Here is a 19,443-nt window from a genome sequence, read left to right on the forward strand (position 1 = left end):
ATCTTTTGTGTGTTTATTTCATGTGAAGTACGTTTTCAGTGCCGAACCACACCACTTTAAGCGGACTGACCTTACGCCCGTTCACGTACACCTGCACGTAGATGTGGCGGTTGTAGGCATAAGCACGCACGTGGCGGTAGCTTACCTGCACCTCCGTACGTTCCAGGGGCTTGAGCGAGAGCTGGCCGGGCAGCTTCAGCACGGTATTGTTCGGTGTCTTGCGGAACACCACCTTCATGGGCTGCCGGGTGTTGTTGGCCACGCGCAGCGTTACCGTTGAGCGCTCTCCTGCCTGCAAGCTGGCAAACGGAATGACCCTTTGGCTCATGTAGAGGCCGCGGCCGAAGCTGTACGGATGGTCCTCGGTAACGGGATGCAGATAGCCCTTTACGTTGCCCTTGACCCAGCAACGCGCGTAGTTACGGCCGTTGTTGAGTATGAGTGTAACCTCCTTGGAGAACTTGCCGGGCCGGTAGTTGGGGTTGTAAGTTACCGTTACGCTGCCTTCCTGGCCCGGACGAACGGGCTGCCGGGTAAAGTCCGTGGTCGTACAACCGCACCAGGCATTGGCTGCGGTGATGACAACAGGCTCCCTGCCCGTGTTCCGGAACCTGAACACATGGCTCACCTTGCCGTCGCGCTCGGCTATGGTGCCGAAGTTGAACACGCGCCGGTCGGGTACGAAAGTATTGAGAAGCCGGGGCTGACCATCCTCCTGCGCCCCCGCCACGACGAGGGTGAGCACGGCTGCCAGCAGTAAGAGGTATCGCTTCATTTAGGTTGTTGTTTTCGATGCAGACAGAACCCGCGGGCCAAGAGGTCGCCCTCACCCGGCCGCACGGGGACAGTATATCCGCTGCAAAAATACGGAAAATCTGTCACAAGACCAAGAATAACACCCTAACATTCATGCCCCATGCCAAAGAAAAAACATCAGCAGGCTGCCGGCAGCCCTCAGGGGAGTGTTACCTTGAACAGTTCCGAGGGCGTGTGCTGTGCCCTGATGATGGCCGTCATCTGCCTTACCAGCTCCGGATGTTGGGCCGCCAGGTCGTGGTCTTCGTGCAAATCGGAGGCCAGGTCGTAGAGTCTGGGCACGCCCTTGACCACCACCATCTTCCAGTTACCCATGCGCAGGGCCATCTGGTCGGTCTCGTGGAACTCCCAGTACAGGAACTCGTGCTCCCGCTGTCCGGGCTTTCCGAGGAGCGTGGGCGCAAAGGAGATGCCGTCGAAGTAGTCGGGCTTCAGGCTGCGGTTGGCGTACCGGCTCACGTAGTTGCGCACGCCAGCCAGGTCGCAGAAGGTAGGCATCACGTCGTAAAACGCCAGCTGATGGTCGTTCACGCTGCCGGCAGCCACGTGACCGGGCCACCGCACGATGAACGGAATGCGTATGCCGCCCTCGAAGCACTGGCGTTTCAGGCCGCGCAACTTGCCGTCGCGGCCGAAGAACTGCGGGTCGGCACCGCCCTCCTCGTGCGGGCCGTTGTCGCTGGTAAATATCACGATGGTGTTCTCATCCATCCCCTTGCGCTTCAGCTCGGCCATAATCTCGCCCACGTACTTGTCAAGCCGCGTTATCATGGCAGCAAACTGGGCGTGCGTATGCTCAACTGCATTGTAGCGCGAGTTAGGCTGTCCGCCCCACGTCTTGTCCGTAAAAAACCGCTTCTTGTACCCCTCGAGCAGCGAATCCTCCGGCTGCGCCAGCTCTGCATGCGGCAGCGTGTAGGTGAAGATGCCTAAGAAGGGGCGCTTGCCGTCCTGCCCGCGCAGCCACTCCAAGGCCTTGCGGTGTATCAGGTCGGCCGAGTATTGCGTGCGTTTTGAATACTCCCGGCCGAACATCGGGTACCTGATGTTGTCCTCCAGCACCACACGGTGCACCGCCGTGTCGCCCCTCAAGCGGCTGAACTCATTGAGAAAGTTGGGATAATAGAGGTGAGCCTGGAACTGGCAGATATAGCCGTAGAACTCGTCGAAGCCCCTTTTGTCGGGCGTAGAGGCCGAACCTTCGTAGCCGCCGGCCCACTTTCCGAACATGGCAGTTGTGTATCCGTTGTCTTTCAGTATCTCCGGGAGGATGACGTGGCGCGTGTCGTAGGGGTGCTGACCTACGATGCTGTAGTCCTCGTTGTCGCCGTACATCACCTTGGGCGAGCCACCCCAGTACTCCTTGTTGCCCCTCACGAGAGTGTGACCCGCGTGCTGCCCCGTCATGAGGCAGGCCCTCGACGGAGCGCTCACGGGCGAGCCGGCGTACGCCTGGGTAAAACGCATGCCCTCGGAGGCCATTCGGTCAATGTTCGGCGTGTGTATATAAGGCTGCCCGTAGCAGCCGAGGTCGGCGTAGCCCATGTCGTCGCACATGATGTAAATAATGTTTGGGCGCGACGCCTTCTTAGCGTAGCCGCCCGCTGCCGTCATGGAGAGGAGCCCCATGAGCAGCGTTTCAGGATTCATTTTCATGCCATGAAGATTTTAAAAGCCGGAGTATCGCTCCCCCGCTCCACTGCAAAGATACGCATAAATATCAGAACCGCCGCCCTGGCAGGCCACTTCCTTGCCCCCTCCCCCACGCTTTTACGTTTCTGCTCCATCGCTTTTGCGTTTCCGCCGCGCAGCAATGGCCGCCCAAAAGCATAGGTTCCGCAACTGAACACAGAAACAACTAACTGCACGCAAAGGTAGTATTTTAAATGATATTCACAAAATTTCAGGCTTTATTTTGATGCTTCCGGCGCCTTGGCCGGTGCAGGGCGGGCGGGGCGATACGGGCATGCGGCGGCGGGAGGGAGGAGAAGGCGACACGCCGGAGGTGGCATTCAGGCCTCTTGACCGATAGCTTCAAGGCCGCCGAAGGATAGCTTCAAGGGGCTCAAAGCATACGTTCAATGGAACTGCTCATTATCAGCCAGTTACACGCAGGCCCCAAGGCGCCCGCAACGGGGTGCCCTCCAGCCATCACGACCCCATGCCAGGAGGGGCCACCAGGAGGGCTCTCATGCCGCCATACGGTCCTCAAACCGGGCTCGCAACTGTTTCCTGCCCCTGCAAACACAAGCAGGAGCATGGCTGAAGACAACGGCCATTGGGGCGGAAAAAGTGAAAAAAGCGGGCCGAAATTTGGAAGTATCAGCTAAAATTACGATATTTGCGTTACGAAAAGCTCGTAACGAAAACTTCGGAATCATGATAAAAAGAAACGTAAAAGCCATGAAGAACCCTTTCCTGATGTACGGGTACGAGGGTCCGGAATACTTCTGCGACAGGCTGCAGGAAACAGAATTGATAACTTCGGCACTGCTCAGCGGCCGCAACATCACCCTGATAGCACCGCGCCGAATGGGCAAGACGGGGCTCATCAAGAACGTGTTCCACAGGCTGCACAGCCAGTATGCCGACGCGGTGTGCATCTATTTCGACATTTTTTCTACCAACAGTGCCTACGAGTTTACACAACTTTTCGGCGCGAGGGTGATTGAGGAGGCGCTCACACGGTCGGAGCACTTTCTGCAGGAGGCCGCAACGCTGTTCCGTTCGTGCAAGCCTGCCGTCAGTACCAACGGCATGACGGGCGAACTGACGGTACGACTGGACTTTGCGCACACGCAGACCGAGCAGTCGCTCGATGAGGTTTTCGGCTATCTGAAGCAGAACGGGCGCCACTTCTTCATTGCCATCGACGAGTTCCAGCAGATTACCGCCTACCGCGAAAAGGGCTTCGAGGCCCTGCTGCGCAGCTATATGCAGTTTCTGCCCAACGTGCACTTCGTGTTCTCGGGCAGCATCAGGCACCTCATCTCGGACATGTTTCTCTCGGCCAAGCGGCCTTTCTACCAGAGTACACAGCTGGTTAACCTGGGCCCCATAGGCCTGTCGGCATACCAGGACTTTGCTTCAGGCTTCTTCGGCAGCAGCGGCGGCAGGCTCGAACGCGAGGTATTTGAGTGGATTTACAACCGTTACGAAGGCCACACGTGGTACGTGCAGGCCGTGCTAAACCGCCTCTACGAGCGCTACATGAGTGTTACGCAGACGGAACAGGCCCGCCGGGTGATACTTGAAATAGTAAACGAGAACACGCCCTACTACGAACACCTGCGCCGCTTGATAACCGACAAGCAGGCCGCCCTGCTGAAAGCCGTGGCCCGGGAGGGCAAGGTGAAGGCGCCCACGGGCAGCGCCTTCCTGTCCAAATACCGGCTGGGAGCGGCCAGCAGCGTAAGCGGCATGCTGACGGCGCTCACCGACAAGGAGCTTCTCTATGCCGACGAGGCCGGCTATAGCGTGTACGACAGGTTCCTGGGCGAATGGCTCGCGTGGCAGGACTGATGCCGAGAACCAAACAACCCGCTTCCTGCATGATGAGGAAGCGGGTTGTTTGGTTTCATTGCCCTGGGCCACGGGTGGCCCGGAGAGTTATCGTGAGGCTCATTCAAAGTACAGGCTCAGCCCGCTGATGGCCTTATAGTAGCCGTAGCCCCAGGCCCAGCCGGAGGTGTCGAAGTTAATACTGAAGCGCACGTAGCGGCACCTGACCGAGCCGTAGAGCACGTACTCGCTCTGCTGGTTCCAGTTCTCATCGTACTTGCTCACTGGCTGATGGCCATCTGTATTGCCGAGCGAAGTCCATGTCTGGTTGTCGGTGCTGACGTCGACATTATAATTGCCAAGCACGTAGCTGTCGAGATAGAAGCCTGCAAGATTCTTTTCGGCTCCCAGGTCGACGGTAAAGTGGCCCGTGTCTTCATCGCCCTCCAAAGCCCACCGACTGTTCCAGCCGCCGGCAAAGAGACTGCCGAAGGTGGCGGGGTTAAAGTCGGCCGAGCAGTCAATGGCCCGCCAGCCTTCGCCATTGCCCTTGGCGCCCTTGAGTTCGGAGGCATCATCCTTGATAAATGAGTTCTTGGTCTCAATGATAAGATAAGCAGCAGGAAGCTCGGCCTTGGTTCCGTTGGGGTAAACAAAGTTGAGCTTGAGCGGCAGCAGGTAGCTTCCCTGCAGGTTCTTGGCTGCCCCCGTGGGGTCAGTTACCTTGACCCCGGGACTGGTTTGCAGCTTTCCGGCATCAATCTTTCCATCGGTTATCTGCAGTTTACTTGCCACATCGGCAGGCAGCTGCTGGTAACTGGTGTTGTGTTCCTGATTGTAGGAGGCTATCAGACTGTTGTCGGCTTCGGCCTGAACGGTGAAGGCGGCATCGCCGTTGGCACGTACGGCAACGTTGAACTCAGCGTCAACACCGCCGAAAACGCCCACGGGCGTGTTCACGATGGCATTGATCTGGGTGAAGCTGCCTACGGTGTAAACGTAGTCGGAGCCTGCATTGTGAATAACGGCATAGGCTGTTGTGAAGGTGTCACGCAGCTGGGGCGTGTAAGGAGAGTCACCTTTGTCTACGTTTTCCACCTTCAGGCGGAACGGCACCACATAGTATTCCTCTGTCAGAGAGGCAGCTGCCTCGGTGGGAACGTTAACGATGAGCGTGGTATCGCCTACCGACTGGCCTGGGCGGATGACAGCAGGTGTAACCTGGAGGGCACTGAGCGCCTGTTCCGGCAGGGCATGGTAGACCTTGGTCTCGGTGCCGTTCTTGGCGTTGAAGGCCTCGACAAGCGAGTTGTCAACTTCGGCTCCAACGGTTATTGTGGCGTTGGTGGCGTACTGGGCCTTTACGTTGAAGGCTCCACCAGCCAGTCCGAACACGCCTGCAGGAGTGTTGTAAATCTGGTTCTCCTGTGTAGCAGGCTCGTAGGGATTGAGGAATATCCTGTTTGCCGACGAGCCTACTACGTCGTAGCTCTCGTCGTCACTGCAGCCCGTGAGGGCAGTGAGTCCTGCCAACAGTCCGCAGCCAAGCGTTAATATGTTTCTTATATTCATATTCTTACTGGGATTTAAGTAGGTTAGTCATTAATTAGAACGGGCATTTCTGGTTGTCTACCCACTGTATGTTGCCCCATGGATGGGCGTTGTAGCCATGACCTGTTTCGTCGAGAACGGTGCCGTCGTCCTGCAGCTGGCCGTTAAAGCGCCAGTAGGCAATAAGGCCCTCTGACTTTGGATCGACGTAGCAGATGCCGTCCTGCAGTTGGGCTTGGGTGCGGGCCACGTTCCACACGCGGCACTCACTTACCAATCCGTCGAAGAGACGTTGATGGCCAACGGAGCGGCCGATGGCAAACGTATCGTCCCAAGAGTGCCCGTCGTAGGCCATACTCAGGTTAATGGTGCCGCCCTTGGTTTCAACCGACTGTATCTGAACACCATCCAGATAGGTGCGCAGATAGGTTCCGTCGTACACAGCGGCAAAGTGATGCCAGCGTCCGGTATCGAACGGATCGTCTGCCCATGCCTCGTAGTGGTCCTTCTTGTCTGGATGAGTGGGCGTGCCGATAGAGGCCTTGGCCAGCTGAAGCTTGTTGTCAGGATTTCCGGCGCCATCACCAAAGCGGAAGAGGAAGTTCTCCTCACAGCCCACCAGCGAGCTGATGCCGCCAAAAGACTCGGGTTTAATCTTCATCTCCAGCGTCATAGACGACAGTGCACGTACCGGGCTGGCCTCTCCGGCAAAGCCTGGAATATCGAAAGAGCCGCTCTTGTTGAGGTCGGCAGCCTTGATGTTGATGACTTTAGAGAACACGATATAAGCCGTGCGGGATGCCTCAAGGACGTCGAGATCTCCCCCCGACACCTTTGTTATAGACACAGGGAGGCAGTAGGCCTGCCCTTCCTGGAGCTTGTCGGCATCGGCCGTAATCTCAACTGATGATGACTGAGCCTTTCCGGCCTCAATAGTTACCTTGTCGCTGCTCAGCGAATAGCTTCCCTCTGGCGGCAAGATGGCCTGGCGCCCGGTTGTTGCGTTGTACGAAGCGAGCTTACCAGGGTCGGCGGAGATGGTTATATCGACGTTGCTCGTGGCCTTTGCGCTCGACGAAACTGTGAGGGCCATGCTCGACTGGCCGTCGACGAGGAAGCGGATATTGGCAGAGCTGAGCGTGCCTGTAACGAAGACGGCGTCGCCAAAGTCGGGTGTATCCTTGCATCCGGTCAGCCCCAACAGGATGGTTAGTGCGAAAAACAAATATTTCTTCATTGTCTTAAGTTCTTAGGTTCTATTAATGCATAGCCGGATTCTGGTACTGTATGCAGTCGCGGAATATCTTATAAGGCTCCGGGTTGTAGGTCGTTACATTGTAGTTGCGGTGTCCGAAGAAGGCTCCGAAGCCTCCCTTGCGGCCTTGCTGCGGCTGGAATTTGGCCTGGTTGATGAGTCCCTGCAATGCTGTAGCCCAGTTGTCGCCCACGTTCTCGCAGAAAACGGTTTTCTCGATGGGCCACACGCCCTCGGACGTTCCGCCTCCGTAAGCCTGCTTGAAGTAGTAGTCGCAGATGGGAACCAGCTCGGTTGAGGGCGAACCCGGGGCATCTACGCAGAGCAGCTTGTCGGTATCGGTAACGCCGTTGCCGTAACGCTGCTGGATGAGTTTTAACCTCTCGGCCTTCGTCTGTTCGGGGTTCGGACCCATGTAGAGGGCAATATGCTGCATGAACTCATTGAAGTAGTTGCCCGAGAGGAAGTCGCCTTCAGGCTCATAGTCGGCATCAAAGCCGTCAAGATCGTTCTCGAAGACCTGGTCGATGAAGTAATCGGCGTACATCTCGACAGCCTTCTTGAGCGCTGCCTCACGTTCTTCACCTTCCGGCATGGCTTTTGCTTCGTTGTAGGCCTGCTTGAACGAGTGGTCATCAGTTTCTGCATCAATACGCGTGATGGCCACTACCAGCATCTTTGTGCCTTTCTTCTGCTGGCAGAAACGCAACTCATCCCACAGCTTGGTGTTCTCCTTTGCGGGTATTCCACCCCACAGGGAGCAGATGTCGAGACTGTCGGGCAGACCGGCAAAACGTACGGCCATGGAGTTCTGTGCTCCGTACTGAGCAAACCACATGAACGAGATAGAGTGGTCACTGGCCTTATAATCGCGCAGGTTCTGGTAGTAGAGGTCGTCGTAAGTCAGGGGTTTCTGGACCTCCCTGTTCTCGACGTCCGTGTCGCAAGCGGCCATCAAGCCCCCTGCCAGTACCAGAGCCATTATATATTTGATTGCTTTCATATTCTTGCTGTATTTGTATTACGTTGACGTTTATCTCTTGACATCCCACCACAGGCGTGTACCGGCCGCATCGGCACCATTCAGCAGGCTTGCTGCAGCATTCGTGTTGTCGGTGTTGTTGGTGTATTCAGTGGTTGGGAACTTAAGCCGGCTAATCATTTCTCCATCCCTTACTTCGTTCTGGAAACGGTAGGTCTCAATGCGAACCCAGCCCGGCCAGCCCGTACGACGCATGTTGCTCCAGGCTTCCTGACCATCAGGATAGGTGGCTATCCACTTCTGAATGGCGATACGTTCGAGGTTTGTTTCAGCGCTGGCAGCATCGTCCCAGGCTACCGGAAGCATGGAGAGCATGGACGAAACATCAGTAGACCGGTTGCTGGCTGGGTCGACATAGGTGCTCAGAGGCAGCCTCTCGGAATTGGAGAGGTAACTGTCGGCACCCGAAACGCCGGCCGATGCAAACGATACTCGTATGCCCTGCTCGTAATACTGGCGAGCTGTCATCGTGCCGATATCCCACCGCAGCTTGGCTTCTGCCATCAGGAAGTAGGCTTCGGCGGCGTGCATCCACTCCATATCTGTGCCTGCTCCATAATTCATACGCGAGGTATTAGACTGGTATTGGCTCTTCTGAATGTTCGATTTGCCATTGCGTATGCCCTTGTAAAGTGACGTGGCAGTGGCCGGAAGGAAATAAGCAGCCACGCGAGGGTCGGCATATCCGTTGAGATAACACTCCATAGTAGCGCTCATATGCTCATCATCCCAGCTGGTGCCAATCTCGTAGAGCGGATGAATAAATGTGAGTTTGGTTGACTGGTGCAGCACGGCATCATCATCGGCAGTTTGCATTAAGCCGTAAGTATTGTTGATGGCAGCCTGTGCTTCCTGCTTGGCTTTGTCCTCGTTGACATAAGATATACGCATGGACATACGCAAGCGAAGGGTGTTGGCCAACCTTATCCACTTGACAACATTGCCAGAGTAGACGTTATCATAGTCTGCCAAGTAGCTGTCGGAGCTACCATTGGCATAGGCGGTGAGCACGTTGATGGCATCTGCCAGTTCCTTGAACATCTGGTTGTACACCTCTTCTTGGCTGTCGTAGGGAACCTGCACGGCCGTACCGAACTTGCTGTAAGGGATTGGTCCGTATGTATCAGTGACGCGTTGCATGGCCAGCACTTTAATGACTGTTGCCATGGCCAGCGCCGGCGAGTTATCTTCAGAAACCTTCCTGATTTCCAGCCAGGGCTGCATCACTCGTTCATAAGCATCGTTAAAGGGAGCGTTGCACCACGGCATGTATAGCACATACTGGTCGTTTCGGTTGTCATTGTTCCATTTCATGGTAGGAGCAAGATAGCTGGCATAGAGATCTCCCTCCAGTGCCTGTGTAATCTGATACTCGCCGCCCATGTCTTTGCCCACTACGAAGACGCCTCGCTCCATCTGCGAAAAGTAGGAGCCGGTGTTCAGGTTGTCGTGTGTCATGTCTTCCTTCGTGGCTTCATCGGGATTGATGTTCCACTTCTCGAACTCGCCGGTACATGAGCTGAGCAGCAAGCCGCCGGCAAGCAGGAAGCCTCCTAAGGAGCGTATATTGCTTGATTTCATTTTCATTATCTTCTTACTTTTAGAATTTAACACGTACAGAGAAGCCTAAGTTTCGCAGGCTTGGCAACATGAAGTAGTCCATACCATCAAATCCGGTGCCCGTGCTGGCCGTCAGTTCGGGGTCGAAAGGTGACTTGCAGTAGAACATCAGCAGGTTACGGCCGGTGAAAGCAAGGTTCAATCCCTTTATCCAAGGCACCCACTGGGTGATTGGAACATCGTAACCCAGCGAGAGTTCTGCCAGCCTCACGTTGGTTGCACTGTACACATACATAGAACCGGCGCCTGCACCAACGGTCTGGAACCACTTCTGTGCGGCCGGTACCAGGCCGCCATTCACGTACACGCCACCGGCATCGCGCGCATCTGCTGATGCCTTAGAAGTGCCGAAGTTGTCCATCATGGCCTGCGTCATGGATACACCCACGCCGCCTACTCGGGCGTTGATGAGGAAGCCGAGCGACAGACCTTTCCAGCTGAAGCTATTGCGCCATCCCATGCGATACTTGGCCTGAGAGTTTCCGGCGTAAATGTAGCCGTCGTGATAAGGGCCTGCATTGTGATCGATTGATACCGTATTGTTCACAAAGTCAACATCAATAAAACCGTGGAAGTCAGTATTCAGGGCCGTTACATATAAGTCCCCCATGGAGCCGCCTTCCTTTATCATGCTCTTCACATTGCCCAGGCTGACAAGGTCCAGATGGTCTTGCGACACCGTGAGCCCGTTTGACAGCGTGGTAGGTTTGAGCAACCTGACTACCTTATTGCGGTTAAGAGAGTAGGTGAAGGTTGAAGACCAGTCGACCGGACCAAGTGGCTGATTGAGCGTGAGGCTCACCTCAATACCCTTGTTGTCTATCCGGCCACCGTTTATATATATGGACTTGTAGCCCGAAGTGCTCGGTAACATAGGATTGAAGAGCTGGTTAAAGGTTGAAGTCTTGTAGAGCGAAACGTTCAGGTTGACCTTGTTGCCCCAGAAGTGTGACTCCATTCCCACTTCCCAAGCCTTGGTTCGTTCGGGTTTGATGTCGTTGTTAGGATACGTAGTGGTGGTTGAGGGCGTGCCCGACTGGAACGGATAGGTCTGGTAAGGTACAAAGCGCTTGGGCGCATTACCTACTTCGCTGTAGCTGCCGCGCAGTTTCAGAAACGAGAGCACGTTGTTCTTCAGCCCCGGTATGAGGTCAGTGAGAATGGCGGTGAGACCCACCGAGGGGTAAGCCACCGACTTTGCATCGGTCCATGCCAGTGCCGAAGCCCAGTCAATACGGCCCGTCAGGTCGAGATAGAGCTTGCTCTGCCAGCCCACCTGGGCAGTGGCAAAGAGCGACTGCACCTGGTCGTGGTACCGTGTTTCAACCGGTTTGAGGCTCGACACGTTAAGGTTATTGAATGAGAACTCATTGGGCACGGAGTTCAAGTTGCCCCCTAAAGAGAAGAACTTGTAGTCGATATCCTGGATGCTGGCACCGGCCGAGCCCGTGAGAGAGAAGTCGCCGAAGTACTTATCGAAGTTCAACATCACGTCGCCGTACAGCTGATGGGTGGTGTCATCATCCTTTCCGTAGTAGCCGTACTTGTCAGCAAAGATGCCGTCGGTGGTCGCGCTGTACATTTTCTCATAGCGGGCAGAGGTGTAATCCATCTTGGCACGAGCAGCCAACGACAGTCCCTTAACGATGTCATAGGTCAGTCCGCCGCTCACCATGAAGCGGTTCTTGTGGTTGGTCAGGTTGTCGCGGTTGGTAATCCAGTACGGATTCTGCATGCCGATGCCCTGGTTGCCCCACGGCCAGTACTGGGTCTTGAAGTTTCTACTTTCGTTGTACATTTCGTACAACTGGTAAGTCTCAAGGCTGTAGCTGGGCGAGAGCAGGTACACTGGCACGATGGGGTTCATGTACTGGCCCTCGGAGACCATGTTATTTTCGCGTATGTTCATGTACATTGCACTCAAGTCAAGGTGCAGCTTGTCGTTCAGCATGCTCGTGCTGTTGCGTATGGCGAAGTTGTAACGTGCCAGCGTGTTGTTCTGCACAATGCCCTCGGCATTGGTAGAAGCCAGCGACACGAAGGTCTGGTTCTTCTCCGTGCCCGTTGAAAGGGTAACGGAGTTGCCCACGTTGTAGCCCGTTTGGTAGAAGTCGAGCGGGTCATAACTGCTTGGAGTGCCAAGTTTGTCGCCCCAGCTGCTGAACTCGCCTGCTGCAGCACCATAGGTGTTCTGAAACTCGGGCGTAACAAACGGACTGAAGAAAGAAGTGTTGTTGCTATAGGTTACCGTGGTGCGGCCTTCCTGACCGCGGCGGGTCTTAATCATAATGACGCCGTTCTGGGCCTCGCTGCCATAGAGGGCAGAGGCTGCGGCACCGCTCAGAACGGAGATAGCCTCTATATCCTCGGGGTTAATCATTGAGGCGCCATCGCCCGACTGGCCCTGACCAGAGAAATAATCAGATGGCTGCGCCGTCTGCAGTGAGGGCATGGGAATGCCGTCGATTACGTAGAGAGCATTGTTATTGTTGCTGATTGACTTGGCACCACGCATCACAACCTTCACTCCACCGCCGATACCTGACGAGCTGGAGTTTATCTCAACGCCGGCCACCTTGCCCGAGAGTGCGTTCATGAAGCTTGCATCCTTCACGCCGGTAACCTGGTCGTTGTTTATCTGTTGTACGTTGTACGACAGCGCCTTGGCCTCTTTCTGTATGCCGAGTGCCGTTACCACAACCTCTCCAAGCATCTTTTCATCCTGCAACATGCTGACAGTAACGTTGCTCTGGTCGGCCGCAATCTCCTTGTCGGCATAACCCAGGTACGACACTGTGAGCTTGCTGCCTTCGGGAACGGTGATGGCAAAGTTGCCGTCTACATCCGACACGGTGGCCAGCGTGGTGCCTTTTACCTTGATGGTGGCGCCGATAACGGGCTCGCCCTTCTCGTCGAGCACCTGCCCTTTTACGGTTTTGTTCCGGTCGTTCTGCCTAACCTGTCTCGCCGTTTGCACATCGCGGCGGTGGATGGTAATCATCCGGTTGTCAATCTCGTAGTCGAGACCGTCGTCCAGAACCTTACTCAACACCTCGCGAACAGGCGTAGACCTGAACGTAGCGGTAACTTTCTTGTTTGCGTTCACCTCGTCTACCTTGTAGATAACGGACATCTTTGTTTGTCGTTCCACTTCCTTCAGCACGTTCCTGAGCGTCTCGTTCCTGAACGTTTTTGTCACGTTCTGGGCCCGAACGCCTGCAGCGCCGAAACACAATGCAGCGAAAAGAAAGAGTCTGAGCAATTTCATTTGCTTTTCCTTCATAGTGTTTTACAATAAATTTAAGTTAGATAGTTCGTATAATCTCTGTTCATGTCAGCTTTGCCGGCAGCTTTCGCAGGGGCCGGTGCTACTGACTGATGTAGATATCCTTGTCGTGCCGCGTCACGCGGGTGCCCGTTACCTTCTGCAGGGCATCAAGAACCTCGTCGATGGTCTCCTTGTTGCGCAGCGAGATTGAGAGCCTTACAGCAGCTGCCTGGGCCGATTTGATGTGTATCTGCACGTCGTATTGGCGGGAGAGGATTTTGGCCAGGTCGGCCAGGGTGATGTCGTCGAAGTCGGCCATGTTGTGCAGCCAGGCCCTGCCGTCACTGGTTACAGCGGTCTTGGTAAACTCTCCGGTGGCGGTGTCAAGCGTCACCATCTCGCCGGGTTTCATCATCAGGTGGTCGCGCCCGTGGTTAATGAGCACGCTGCCCTCCATGAGCGAGGTGGTTATGAACTGGTCGTCGCTGTAGGCGGAGACGTCGAACTTGGTGCCCTTTACCACCACATCGTAGCCCGAGGTGTGCACGGTAAACTCGGCTCCGTTATGCTTTGCCACCTCAAAGTAGCCCTCGCCGCTCAGCTCAACGCGGCGGTTCTTGTGGCCGAAGAGGGTTGAATAGCGCAGCGTAGAGCCGGCGTTGAGCCACACTACGGAACCATCGGGCAGCGCGAGGCGCGACTTGCTGCCCATGGGGGCCGTAAGGGTGCAGTAGCTCTCGGCCCTGCTGCCTGCCAGCCGCCACGTAACGGCGGCTGTGCCGGCCAGCAACAGCACCACGGCAACGGCTGCCGCAACGCGGCGCCACAGCCTTACGGTACGAGCCGGGCGCTCTTCCAGCATCATCAGGCGCCCCTGCAGCCGTTCCCACGCCTGCCTGGTAGGCAGGCTGACCGACTGATGGGCGTTCCACTCCGCCTCACATTGGCGAAACCGCGCACGGTTTTCCTCGCTCTGCTCCACGTAAGCAAGCAGCGCGCTTTCCTCGTCGCGGGTGATGACTCCCTCGAAATATCTGACGGCTAATTGTTTGATATCTTCTGGCATATTTAGGTTACTGTCTACTCTTATAACAACCGGGCGTCCCGATACCCACCCCCCACATGGCTGTTTTTTTCTCTTGCGGCCTGCCTTCTGCCCGACGGTTTTGCCGGAGCTATGCTTCAAGCTCCCTGAAGCTATCCTTCAACGACCTTGAAGGTGCCATTCAAGGGCCTTGAATGACAGCTTTTACAACCTTGCTTGTAAGCTGTTGATTTCCAACAGTTTGCCGGTTCACTTTCAAAAGACCTGCTGCTGGGGCATCATCCCCTCCTCCGCCTCCCCTTTTCAAGGGGAGGATACCAGTTTACTTTACAACTATAGTCCTTCTGTTTGTCCTTACTGATAAGCAGATAGATACCCAACGGTTCCTCCCCTTGGAAGGGGAGGCGGAGGAGGGGATGATATCTGCAGCGAATGGAACAGGCTTTGCAGCTTTCTGCCAAACCTCTTTCCTATCGAGAAACTACTTTGCTACTCTGTCTGAAAAAGATAAAAGACACAGTAACAGAATAACTTTACTCTGTCTGAAAAAGACGAAAGACAGAGTAACAGAATAACAGTAGCTGCAAAAAATTACTTTGTTACTCTGTCTGAAAAAGACAAAAGACACAGTAACAGAATAACTTTACTCTGTCTGAAACAGACGAAAGACAGAGCAGCAGGGTAACAGCAGCGCTGCCAAAACAGCTGACCAACGGGCGCGACGATGCTTTTAGATGAAAAGAAAGGCAAACTTTTGGGGGTGTACCGAATATTGATTATATTTGCATGATTAAACTCTAACCGGGTAACATGCGCTATTATACGGACAATGAACTGCTGATAGACGAGGTTCGCGAGGGCAAGGCCGAAGCCTATGAATTTGTTTTCAAGACTTTCTATCCCCGCCTCAGAAACTATGCCTCGCACTTTGTTGCCGATGTAGACGATACGGAAGACATTCTGCAGGACTGCTTCGTGCGCCTGTGGGAGCGCCGGCAGACGCTTACCTACGTGTCGCTCCAGGCGCTGCTCTTCACGATGGTGCGCAACGGCTGCATCAACTACCTGAAGCACCAGGCCATTGTAAACGGCTACCAGACAGTTCATCTGGCTCACGTTGCGGGCGAGGAGCGGCTGTACAACTACGACATGCTGAACTCCACCGACACCGAACTGCTCTATGATGAACTGCAGCGGCAGATTAACCACGTCATGGAAAGGCTCTCGCCACGTACAAGGCAGATCTTCATCATGAGCCGGACGGAGGGAATGAAGAACCGGGAAATAGCCCAGCAGCTGGGCATCTCGGTCAAGATAGTTGAGCGTCATATCAGCAAGGCGCTGGCTCTGTTCCGTAAGAACATCAGCCAGAGCCCTGCTTCTGTGGTGGGTTTGGCGCTGCTTCAGTGGCTGGCAAGCTGAGCGGAGGCGGCCACGGTGAGGGTGCCTGTTAGCTGGATGCGGTCGGAAGAGCTGCCTACCATGACCTTGAAGTCGCCCGGTTCCACCACCGTCTGCATGTCGCGGTTAACAAGCGAGAGGTCTTCGGGCGTCAGGTCGAAGGTTATGCGCTTGGTTTCTCTTTTCTTTATATGCACGCGCGCGAAGTGCTTGAGCTGCATCAGGGGCTGGCTTACCGATGCCACCTCGTCGTGCAGGTACAGCTGGGGCACCTCGTCGCCGTCGCACCAGCCCGTGTTGGTTACGCTGAACGATACGCGCGCCTGCTGCGCTCCGGTCTTCTCTATCGACAGGTTGGAATAAGCGAAGGTGGTGTAGCTTAGTCCGTAGCCGAAGGCATAGAGCGGCTTGGCCGTCTGCTCCACGTAGTTGTGGGCCCGGGGCACGCGTTTGTTGTAGTAAACGGGCAGCTGGCCCACGCTTCGGGGCACGGAGATGGGCAGGCGCCCGGCGGGGTTGTAGTCGCCGAAGAGCACGTCGGCAATGGCTTGTCCGCCCTCCTGGCCGGGATAGTAGGCAGTAAGCAGGGCGTCGGCATGCTCCGATGCCCATGCTTTATCGAGCGGCCGGCCCTCTATGTAGACCACAACGAGCGGCTTGCCCGTTTGCCTGAGCGCCTCGAGGAGCTGCTGCTGGCGGCCCAGGAGGGTGAGGGTGGCGCGGTCGTAGCCCTCGCCGCTGTCCATGTCACTTACCGATTTGACGTCGGCCTCGGCCGCACCGGTAGCCTTGTAGTTGGTCTTGAAGTCGCGTGCCGACGAGCCTCCCACGGCCACTATCACCACATCGGCCCGGCGGGCGGCAGCTACGGCCTGGCTGATGTTGGCGTTTGCCGTGTCGCGAACGGCGCATCCTTTCACGTACTCCACGTTGGCAGCGGGCAGCTTGGTCCTGATGCCGGCCAATATCGTCTTCACATTGCCGTCCTGCTGGGGGGCGGTGTAGTCGCCGAGCATGTTGTACACGTTGTCGGCATTGGGCCCTATGACGGCTACCTTGACGTTACGGGAGAGCGGAAGCACGTGGTTCTTGTTCTCCAACAGCGTGACCGAGGCCTGCGCGGCCTGCAGTGCCACGGCCTTGTTGGCCTCGCTGCGCACGCTGCGGGCTGCCTCCGGGCTGACGTAGGGATGCTCGAAGAGGCCCATCTCGAACTTCTTCTGCAGGATGCGGGCACAGGCCGTATCTATCAGCTGCTCGTTTACCTTGCCCTGCCTTACGGCATCCACCAGCTGCGCATAGGCCTTTCCGCCGAGGTCCTCGTCAACTCCGGCCTGCAGCGACATCACGGCCGCGTCCTGCAACGTGGGCGCCACGCGGTGCGTTTCCCAGATGCCGTCGATGCTGTAAAGGTCGGACACAACGAAGCCACGGAACTTCCAGCGGTTGCGCAGGATGTCGGTGTAGAGATAGCTGCTGGCCGTTGAGGGGATGCCGTCGAGCGAGTTGTAGGACGTCATGACCGACAGGGCGCCGGCGCCGATGGCCTTACGGAACGGCGGCAGGAAGTTCTGCAGCAGGTCGCGCTGCCCAACAATGGACTGGTTGCCGTTCTGTCCGCCCTCCGTAGTGCCGTAGGCAATGAAGTGCTTCAGCGTGGCAATGGTGCTGTAGGGCTTGCTCAGGTCGCCTGCTCCCAAGCCCCGGACGATGCCGGAGCCTATCTCGGCCGTGAGTACAGGGTCTTCTCCCATGCTTTCCTCCACACGAGACCAACGCGGATCGCGCGACAAATCGAGCACCGGACCATAGCTTATGTGGGCTCCCTGCAGGCGTATCTCGCGGCCGATGACGCGCCCCATGGCCTCTGCCAGCTGGGGTGAGAAGGTTGCGGCCATGCCAAGACCGGTGGGAAACACGGTCGTTCCGATGGCCATGTGGCCGTGGGGAGCCTCTTCGGCCAGAAAGAGAGGGATGCCGAGGCGGGTGTGCTTGATGACGTATTGCTGCAAGGCATTGCCTGCCTTGGCAGCCAGCTCGGGATTGAGGCCGTTGGCGAGCGACTTCTGTGTCCACGGGTCGGCCCGGTAAGTGGCCCAAAGCATGCCGATGTTGCCCTCCTGCAGGTCTTTCTTAAACTGCTCCGAAGGCTCTACCCGGTTGCCGCGGATGGTGTAATAGTTCCATGCCAGGGTGCACCGGAGCTGCCCTACTTTCTCCTCCAGAGTCATTCGGGAGAGCAAATCGCTCACCCTCGCCTCGACCGGAAGAGTGGAATCCTTGTACGGCAGCACGTTTTTGGCAACGGCATGGGTTGCCATCAGACTTAAAAATGTAAACAGAATGGTTATTCGTTTCATGTATGTGAAGTTGACAGATTGAACATTTCATGCAAAAGTAAGTAATAAACTCCACATTGCCAAGAAACAAGCAGCTTTTCAGGTCGCTGCCACCGGCTGTTTCAACTATTTTTTGTAATTTTACGGCAGAATAGCTATAACCATCAAATCATGAAGAAATTAATGCTTACATGCCTTGCTGCCGCGGCGCTGCTCACGGCAAACGCGCAGGGCGATGTGTACGAACGGTCGAAAACCTACGAATGGCCGACCGACAAACAGGTAGTTGAGAAACTCAGGAAATGGCAGGACCAGAAGTTCGGAGTGCTCTTTCACTGGGGTGTCTACGCCGTTCCGGGAATGGTGGAGTCGTGGGCCATCTGCGACGAAGACTGGGTTACGCGCGACACGACGATGTCTTACAGGCAGTACAAGGATTGGTACTGGGGGCTGGCCGACAAGTTCAATCCCATCAAGTTCGACCCCCGGCAGTGGGCGGACGTGATGAGCCAGGCCGGCATGAAGTACATGATATTCACCACAAAGCACCATGACGGCTTCTGTATGTTCGACAGCAAGTACACCGATTACTCCATCGCGCACCACGCCTTCAGGGATAACGCCCGGCGGGATGTGCTGAAGTACGTGCTTGAGGCTTTCCGTGGCAAGGGCTTCATGATAGGAGAATACTTCTCGAAGCCCGACTGGCACAGCCAAGACTACTGGTGGGACGTTTATCCAACCAAGCGTGGACGCAACGTGAACTACGACATCAAGAAGTGGCCTTGGCGCTGGGAACGCTTCAAGCAGTACACTTACAACCAGATGGAGGAGATACTCTCGCGCTACGGAAGTGTCGACATACTGTGGCTGGACGGTGGTTGGGTGTGCAAGGAGAACAACCAGGACATCGACATGCCACACATCGCACAGATGGCGAGGAGGCATCAGCCGGGCCTGATCATGGTCGACCGCACCATCCACGGCCCCTACGAGAACTACCAGACGCCGGAACGCACCGTCCCGGAGCAGCAGCTCAACTTCCCGTGGGAGAGCTGCATACCGCTCAGCAACGACTGGGGATGGGTGCAGCATCCTACCTGGAAGAGCCCGGAGAAGGTCATTAACACGCTCATAGAGGTTGTGGCAAAAGGCGGAAACCTGGTGCTCGGCGTGGGTCCTACACCCGAGGGACTCATCCAACCCGAAGCAGTAAGCCGACTGCAGGCCATCGGCCGTTGGCTCAAAGCTAACGGAAGCGCCATCTACAACACCACTACAACGCCCGTGTACCAGGATGGCAACACCTGGTTTACGGCCAGTAAAGACGGCCGAAAGCTCTATGCAATCTACATGGTAAAGGAGGGCGAGACGGCTCCTGCCACCATCTCGTGGAGCAAGAACCTGCCAAAGGGGAGCGTGAAGCTGCTCTCCACGGGCCGTACTCTGAAGACCCGCCGGAGCGGGAACACCGTAACGGTGACGTTGCCGGCAGGCATCAGCCAGTCGGTTGCAATGGAGTTCCGCCGCTGACGGCGACATCCCAGCACGCTGAACATCAGCTAAAAGCAAAGCCCCTGCATCCTTCGCGGATGCAGGGGCTTA

General features: G+C 56.1%; 12 protein-coding genes. 3 read left to right on the forward strand and 9 right to left on the reverse strand.

Annotated features, from left to right (window positions below):
- Positions 1-13: 13 nt before the first annotated feature.
- On the reverse strand, positions 14-775 hold the full coding sequence (locus BMW31_RS04620; RefSeq protein WP_091821710.1) for a DUF1573 domain-containing protein: 762 nt from the start codon (positions 773-775) through the stop codon (positions 14-16).
- A 179-nt stretch (positions 776-954) separates the two neighbouring features.
- Positions 955-2,472 (reverse strand): arylsulfatase, encoded by a 1,518-nt coding sequence (locus tag BMW31_RS04625; RefSeq protein WP_410524426.1) that lies wholly within the window; start codon positions 2,470-2,472, stop codon positions 955-957.
- 723 nt (positions 2,473-3,195) lie between these two features.
- On the opposite strand from BMW31_RS04625, the gene BMW31_RS04630 reads away from it, so the two are divergent.
- A complete protein-coding gene (locus BMW31_RS04630; RefSeq protein WP_091821716.1) occupies positions 3,196-4,338 on the forward strand; it encodes an AAA family ATPase in 1,143 nt (380 codons plus the stop codon).
- A 99-nt stretch (positions 4,339-4,437) separates the two neighbouring features.
- Here the strand turns inward: BMW31_RS04630 and BMW31_RS04635 are convergent, their stop codons facing one another.
- The 6 genes from BMW31_RS04635 to BMW31_RS04660 form a co-directional block, all read right to left on the reverse strand.
- Positions 4,438-5,889 carry a BT_3987 domain-containing protein gene (locus BMW31_RS04635; RefSeq protein ID WP_091821720.1) on the reverse strand — a complete coding sequence of 484 codons (1,452 nt, stop codon included), beginning with the start codon at positions 5,887-5,889 and terminating at the stop codon, positions 4,438-4,440.
- A gap of 34 nt (positions 5,890-5,923) precedes the next feature.
- Complete coding sequence (locus BMW31_RS04640) at positions 5,924-7,105, reverse strand: DUF1735 and LamG domain-containing protein (RefSeq protein WP_091821723.1); 1,182 nt, start codon at positions 7,103-7,105, stop codon at positions 5,924-5,926.
- A gap of 22 nt (positions 7,106-7,127) precedes the next feature.
- A complete protein-coding gene (locus BMW31_RS04645) occupies positions 7,128-8,126 on the reverse strand; it encodes a glycoside hydrolase family 18 (protein WP_091821726.1) in 999 nt (332 codons plus the stop codon).
- A 30-nt stretch (positions 8,127-8,156) separates the two neighbouring features.
- The gene (locus BMW31_RS04650; protein WP_091821729.1) at positions 8,157-9,752 is read right to left on the reverse strand and encodes a SusD/RagB family nutrient-binding outer membrane lipoprotein; all 1,596 of its coding nucleotides are present in this window, start codon (positions 9,750-9,752) and stop codon (positions 8,157-8,159) included.
- 13 nt (positions 9,753-9,765) lie between these two features.
- Entirely contained in the window at positions 9,766-13,053 is a 3,288-nt protein-coding gene (locus BMW31_RS04655; protein WP_255404820.1) for a SusC/RagA family TonB-linked outer membrane protein, read from the reverse strand.
- Between the two features lie 100 nt (positions 13,054-13,153).
- Positions 13,154-14,119 (reverse strand): FecR family protein, encoded by a 966-nt coding sequence (locus BMW31_RS04660; RefSeq protein WP_091821735.1) that lies wholly within the window; start codon positions 14,117-14,119, stop codon positions 13,154-13,156.
- A gap of 789 nt (positions 14,120-14,908) precedes the next feature.
- Here BMW31_RS04660 and BMW31_RS04665 point away from each other — a divergent pair.
- Complete coding sequence (locus tag BMW31_RS04665) at positions 14,909-15,520, forward strand: RNA polymerase sigma-70 factor (RefSeq protein WP_091821738.1); 612 nt, start codon at positions 14,909-14,911, stop codon at positions 15,518-15,520.
- On the opposite strand, the gene BMW31_RS04670 is transcribed toward BMW31_RS04665, so the two are convergent.
- A complete protein-coding gene (locus BMW31_RS04670; RefSeq protein WP_091821740.1) occupies positions 15,502-17,859 on the reverse strand; it encodes a glycoside hydrolase family 3 N-terminal domain-containing protein in 2,358 nt (785 codons plus the stop codon). The two genes, BMW31_RS04665 and BMW31_RS04670, sit on opposite strands and share 19 nt — an antisense overlap.
- Before the next feature lie 150 nt (positions 17,860-18,009).
- Between BMW31_RS04670 and BMW31_RS04675 the strand changes: the two genes are divergently transcribed.
- Positions 18,010-19,371 carry an alpha-L-fucosidase gene (locus tag BMW31_RS04675; RefSeq protein WP_091821744.1) on the forward strand — a complete coding sequence of 454 codons (1,362 nt, stop codon included), beginning with the start codon at positions 18,010-18,012 and terminating at the stop codon, positions 19,369-19,371.
- Positions 19,372-19,443 lie beyond the last annotated feature (72 nt).

This window comes from Prevotella sp. kh1p2 (assembly GCF_900111525.1).
In the GTDB taxonomy this organism is placed as follows: Bacteria; Bacteroidota; Bacteroidia; order Bacteroidales; family Bacteroidaceae; genus Prevotella.

What these genes read in the sequence shown, in the direction of transcription:
- BMW31_RS04640 (WP_091821723.1), bottom strand. Translation starts at nt 7,105, where the DNA reads ATGAAGAAATATTTGTTTTTCGCACTAACCATCCTGTTGGGGCTGACC.
- BMW31_RS04655 (WP_255404820.1), bottom strand. Translation starts at nt 13,053, where the DNA reads ATGAAATTGCTCAGACTCTTTCTTTTCGCTGCATTGTGTTTCGGCGCT.
- BMW31_RS04665 (WP_091821738.1), top strand. Translation starts at nt 14,909, where the DNA reads ATGCGCTATTATACGGACAATGAACTGCTGATAGACGAGGTTCGCGAG.
- BMW31_RS04660 (WP_091821735.1), bottom strand. Translation starts at nt 14,119, where the DNA reads ATGCCAGAAGATATCAAACAATTAGCCGTCAGATATTTCGAGGGAGTC.
- BMW31_RS04630 (WP_091821716.1), top strand. Translation starts at nt 3,196, where the DNA reads ATGATAAAAAGAAACGTAAAAGCCATGAAGAACCCTTTCCTGATGTAC.
- BMW31_RS04645 (WP_091821726.1), bottom strand. Translation starts at nt 8,126, where the DNA reads ATGAAAGCAATCAAATATATAATGGCTCTGGTACTGGCAGGGGGCTTG.
- BMW31_RS04675 (WP_091821744.1), top strand. Translation starts at nt 18,010, where the DNA reads ATGAAGAAATTAATGCTTACATGCCTTGCTGCCGCGGCGCTGCTCACG.
- BMW31_RS04620 (WP_091821710.1), bottom strand. Translation starts at nt 775, where the DNA reads ATGAAGCGATACCTCTTACTGCTGGCAGCCGTGCTCACCCTCGTCGTG.
- BMW31_RS04625 (WP_410524426.1), bottom strand. Translation starts at nt 2,472, where the DNA reads ATGAAAATGAATCCTGAAACGCTGCTCATGGGGCTCCTCTCCATGACG.
- BMW31_RS04635 (WP_091821720.1), bottom strand. Translation starts at nt 5,889, where the DNA reads ATGAATATAAGAAACATATTAACGCTTGGCTGCGGACTGTTGGCAGGA.
- BMW31_RS04650 (WP_091821729.1), bottom strand. Translation starts at nt 9,752, where the DNA reads ATGAAAATGAAATCAAGCAATATACGCTCCTTAGGAGGCTTCCTGCTT.
- BMW31_RS04670 (WP_091821740.1), bottom strand. Translation starts at nt 17,859, where the DNA reads ATGAAACGAATAACCATTCTGTTTACATTTTTAAGTCTGATGGCAACC.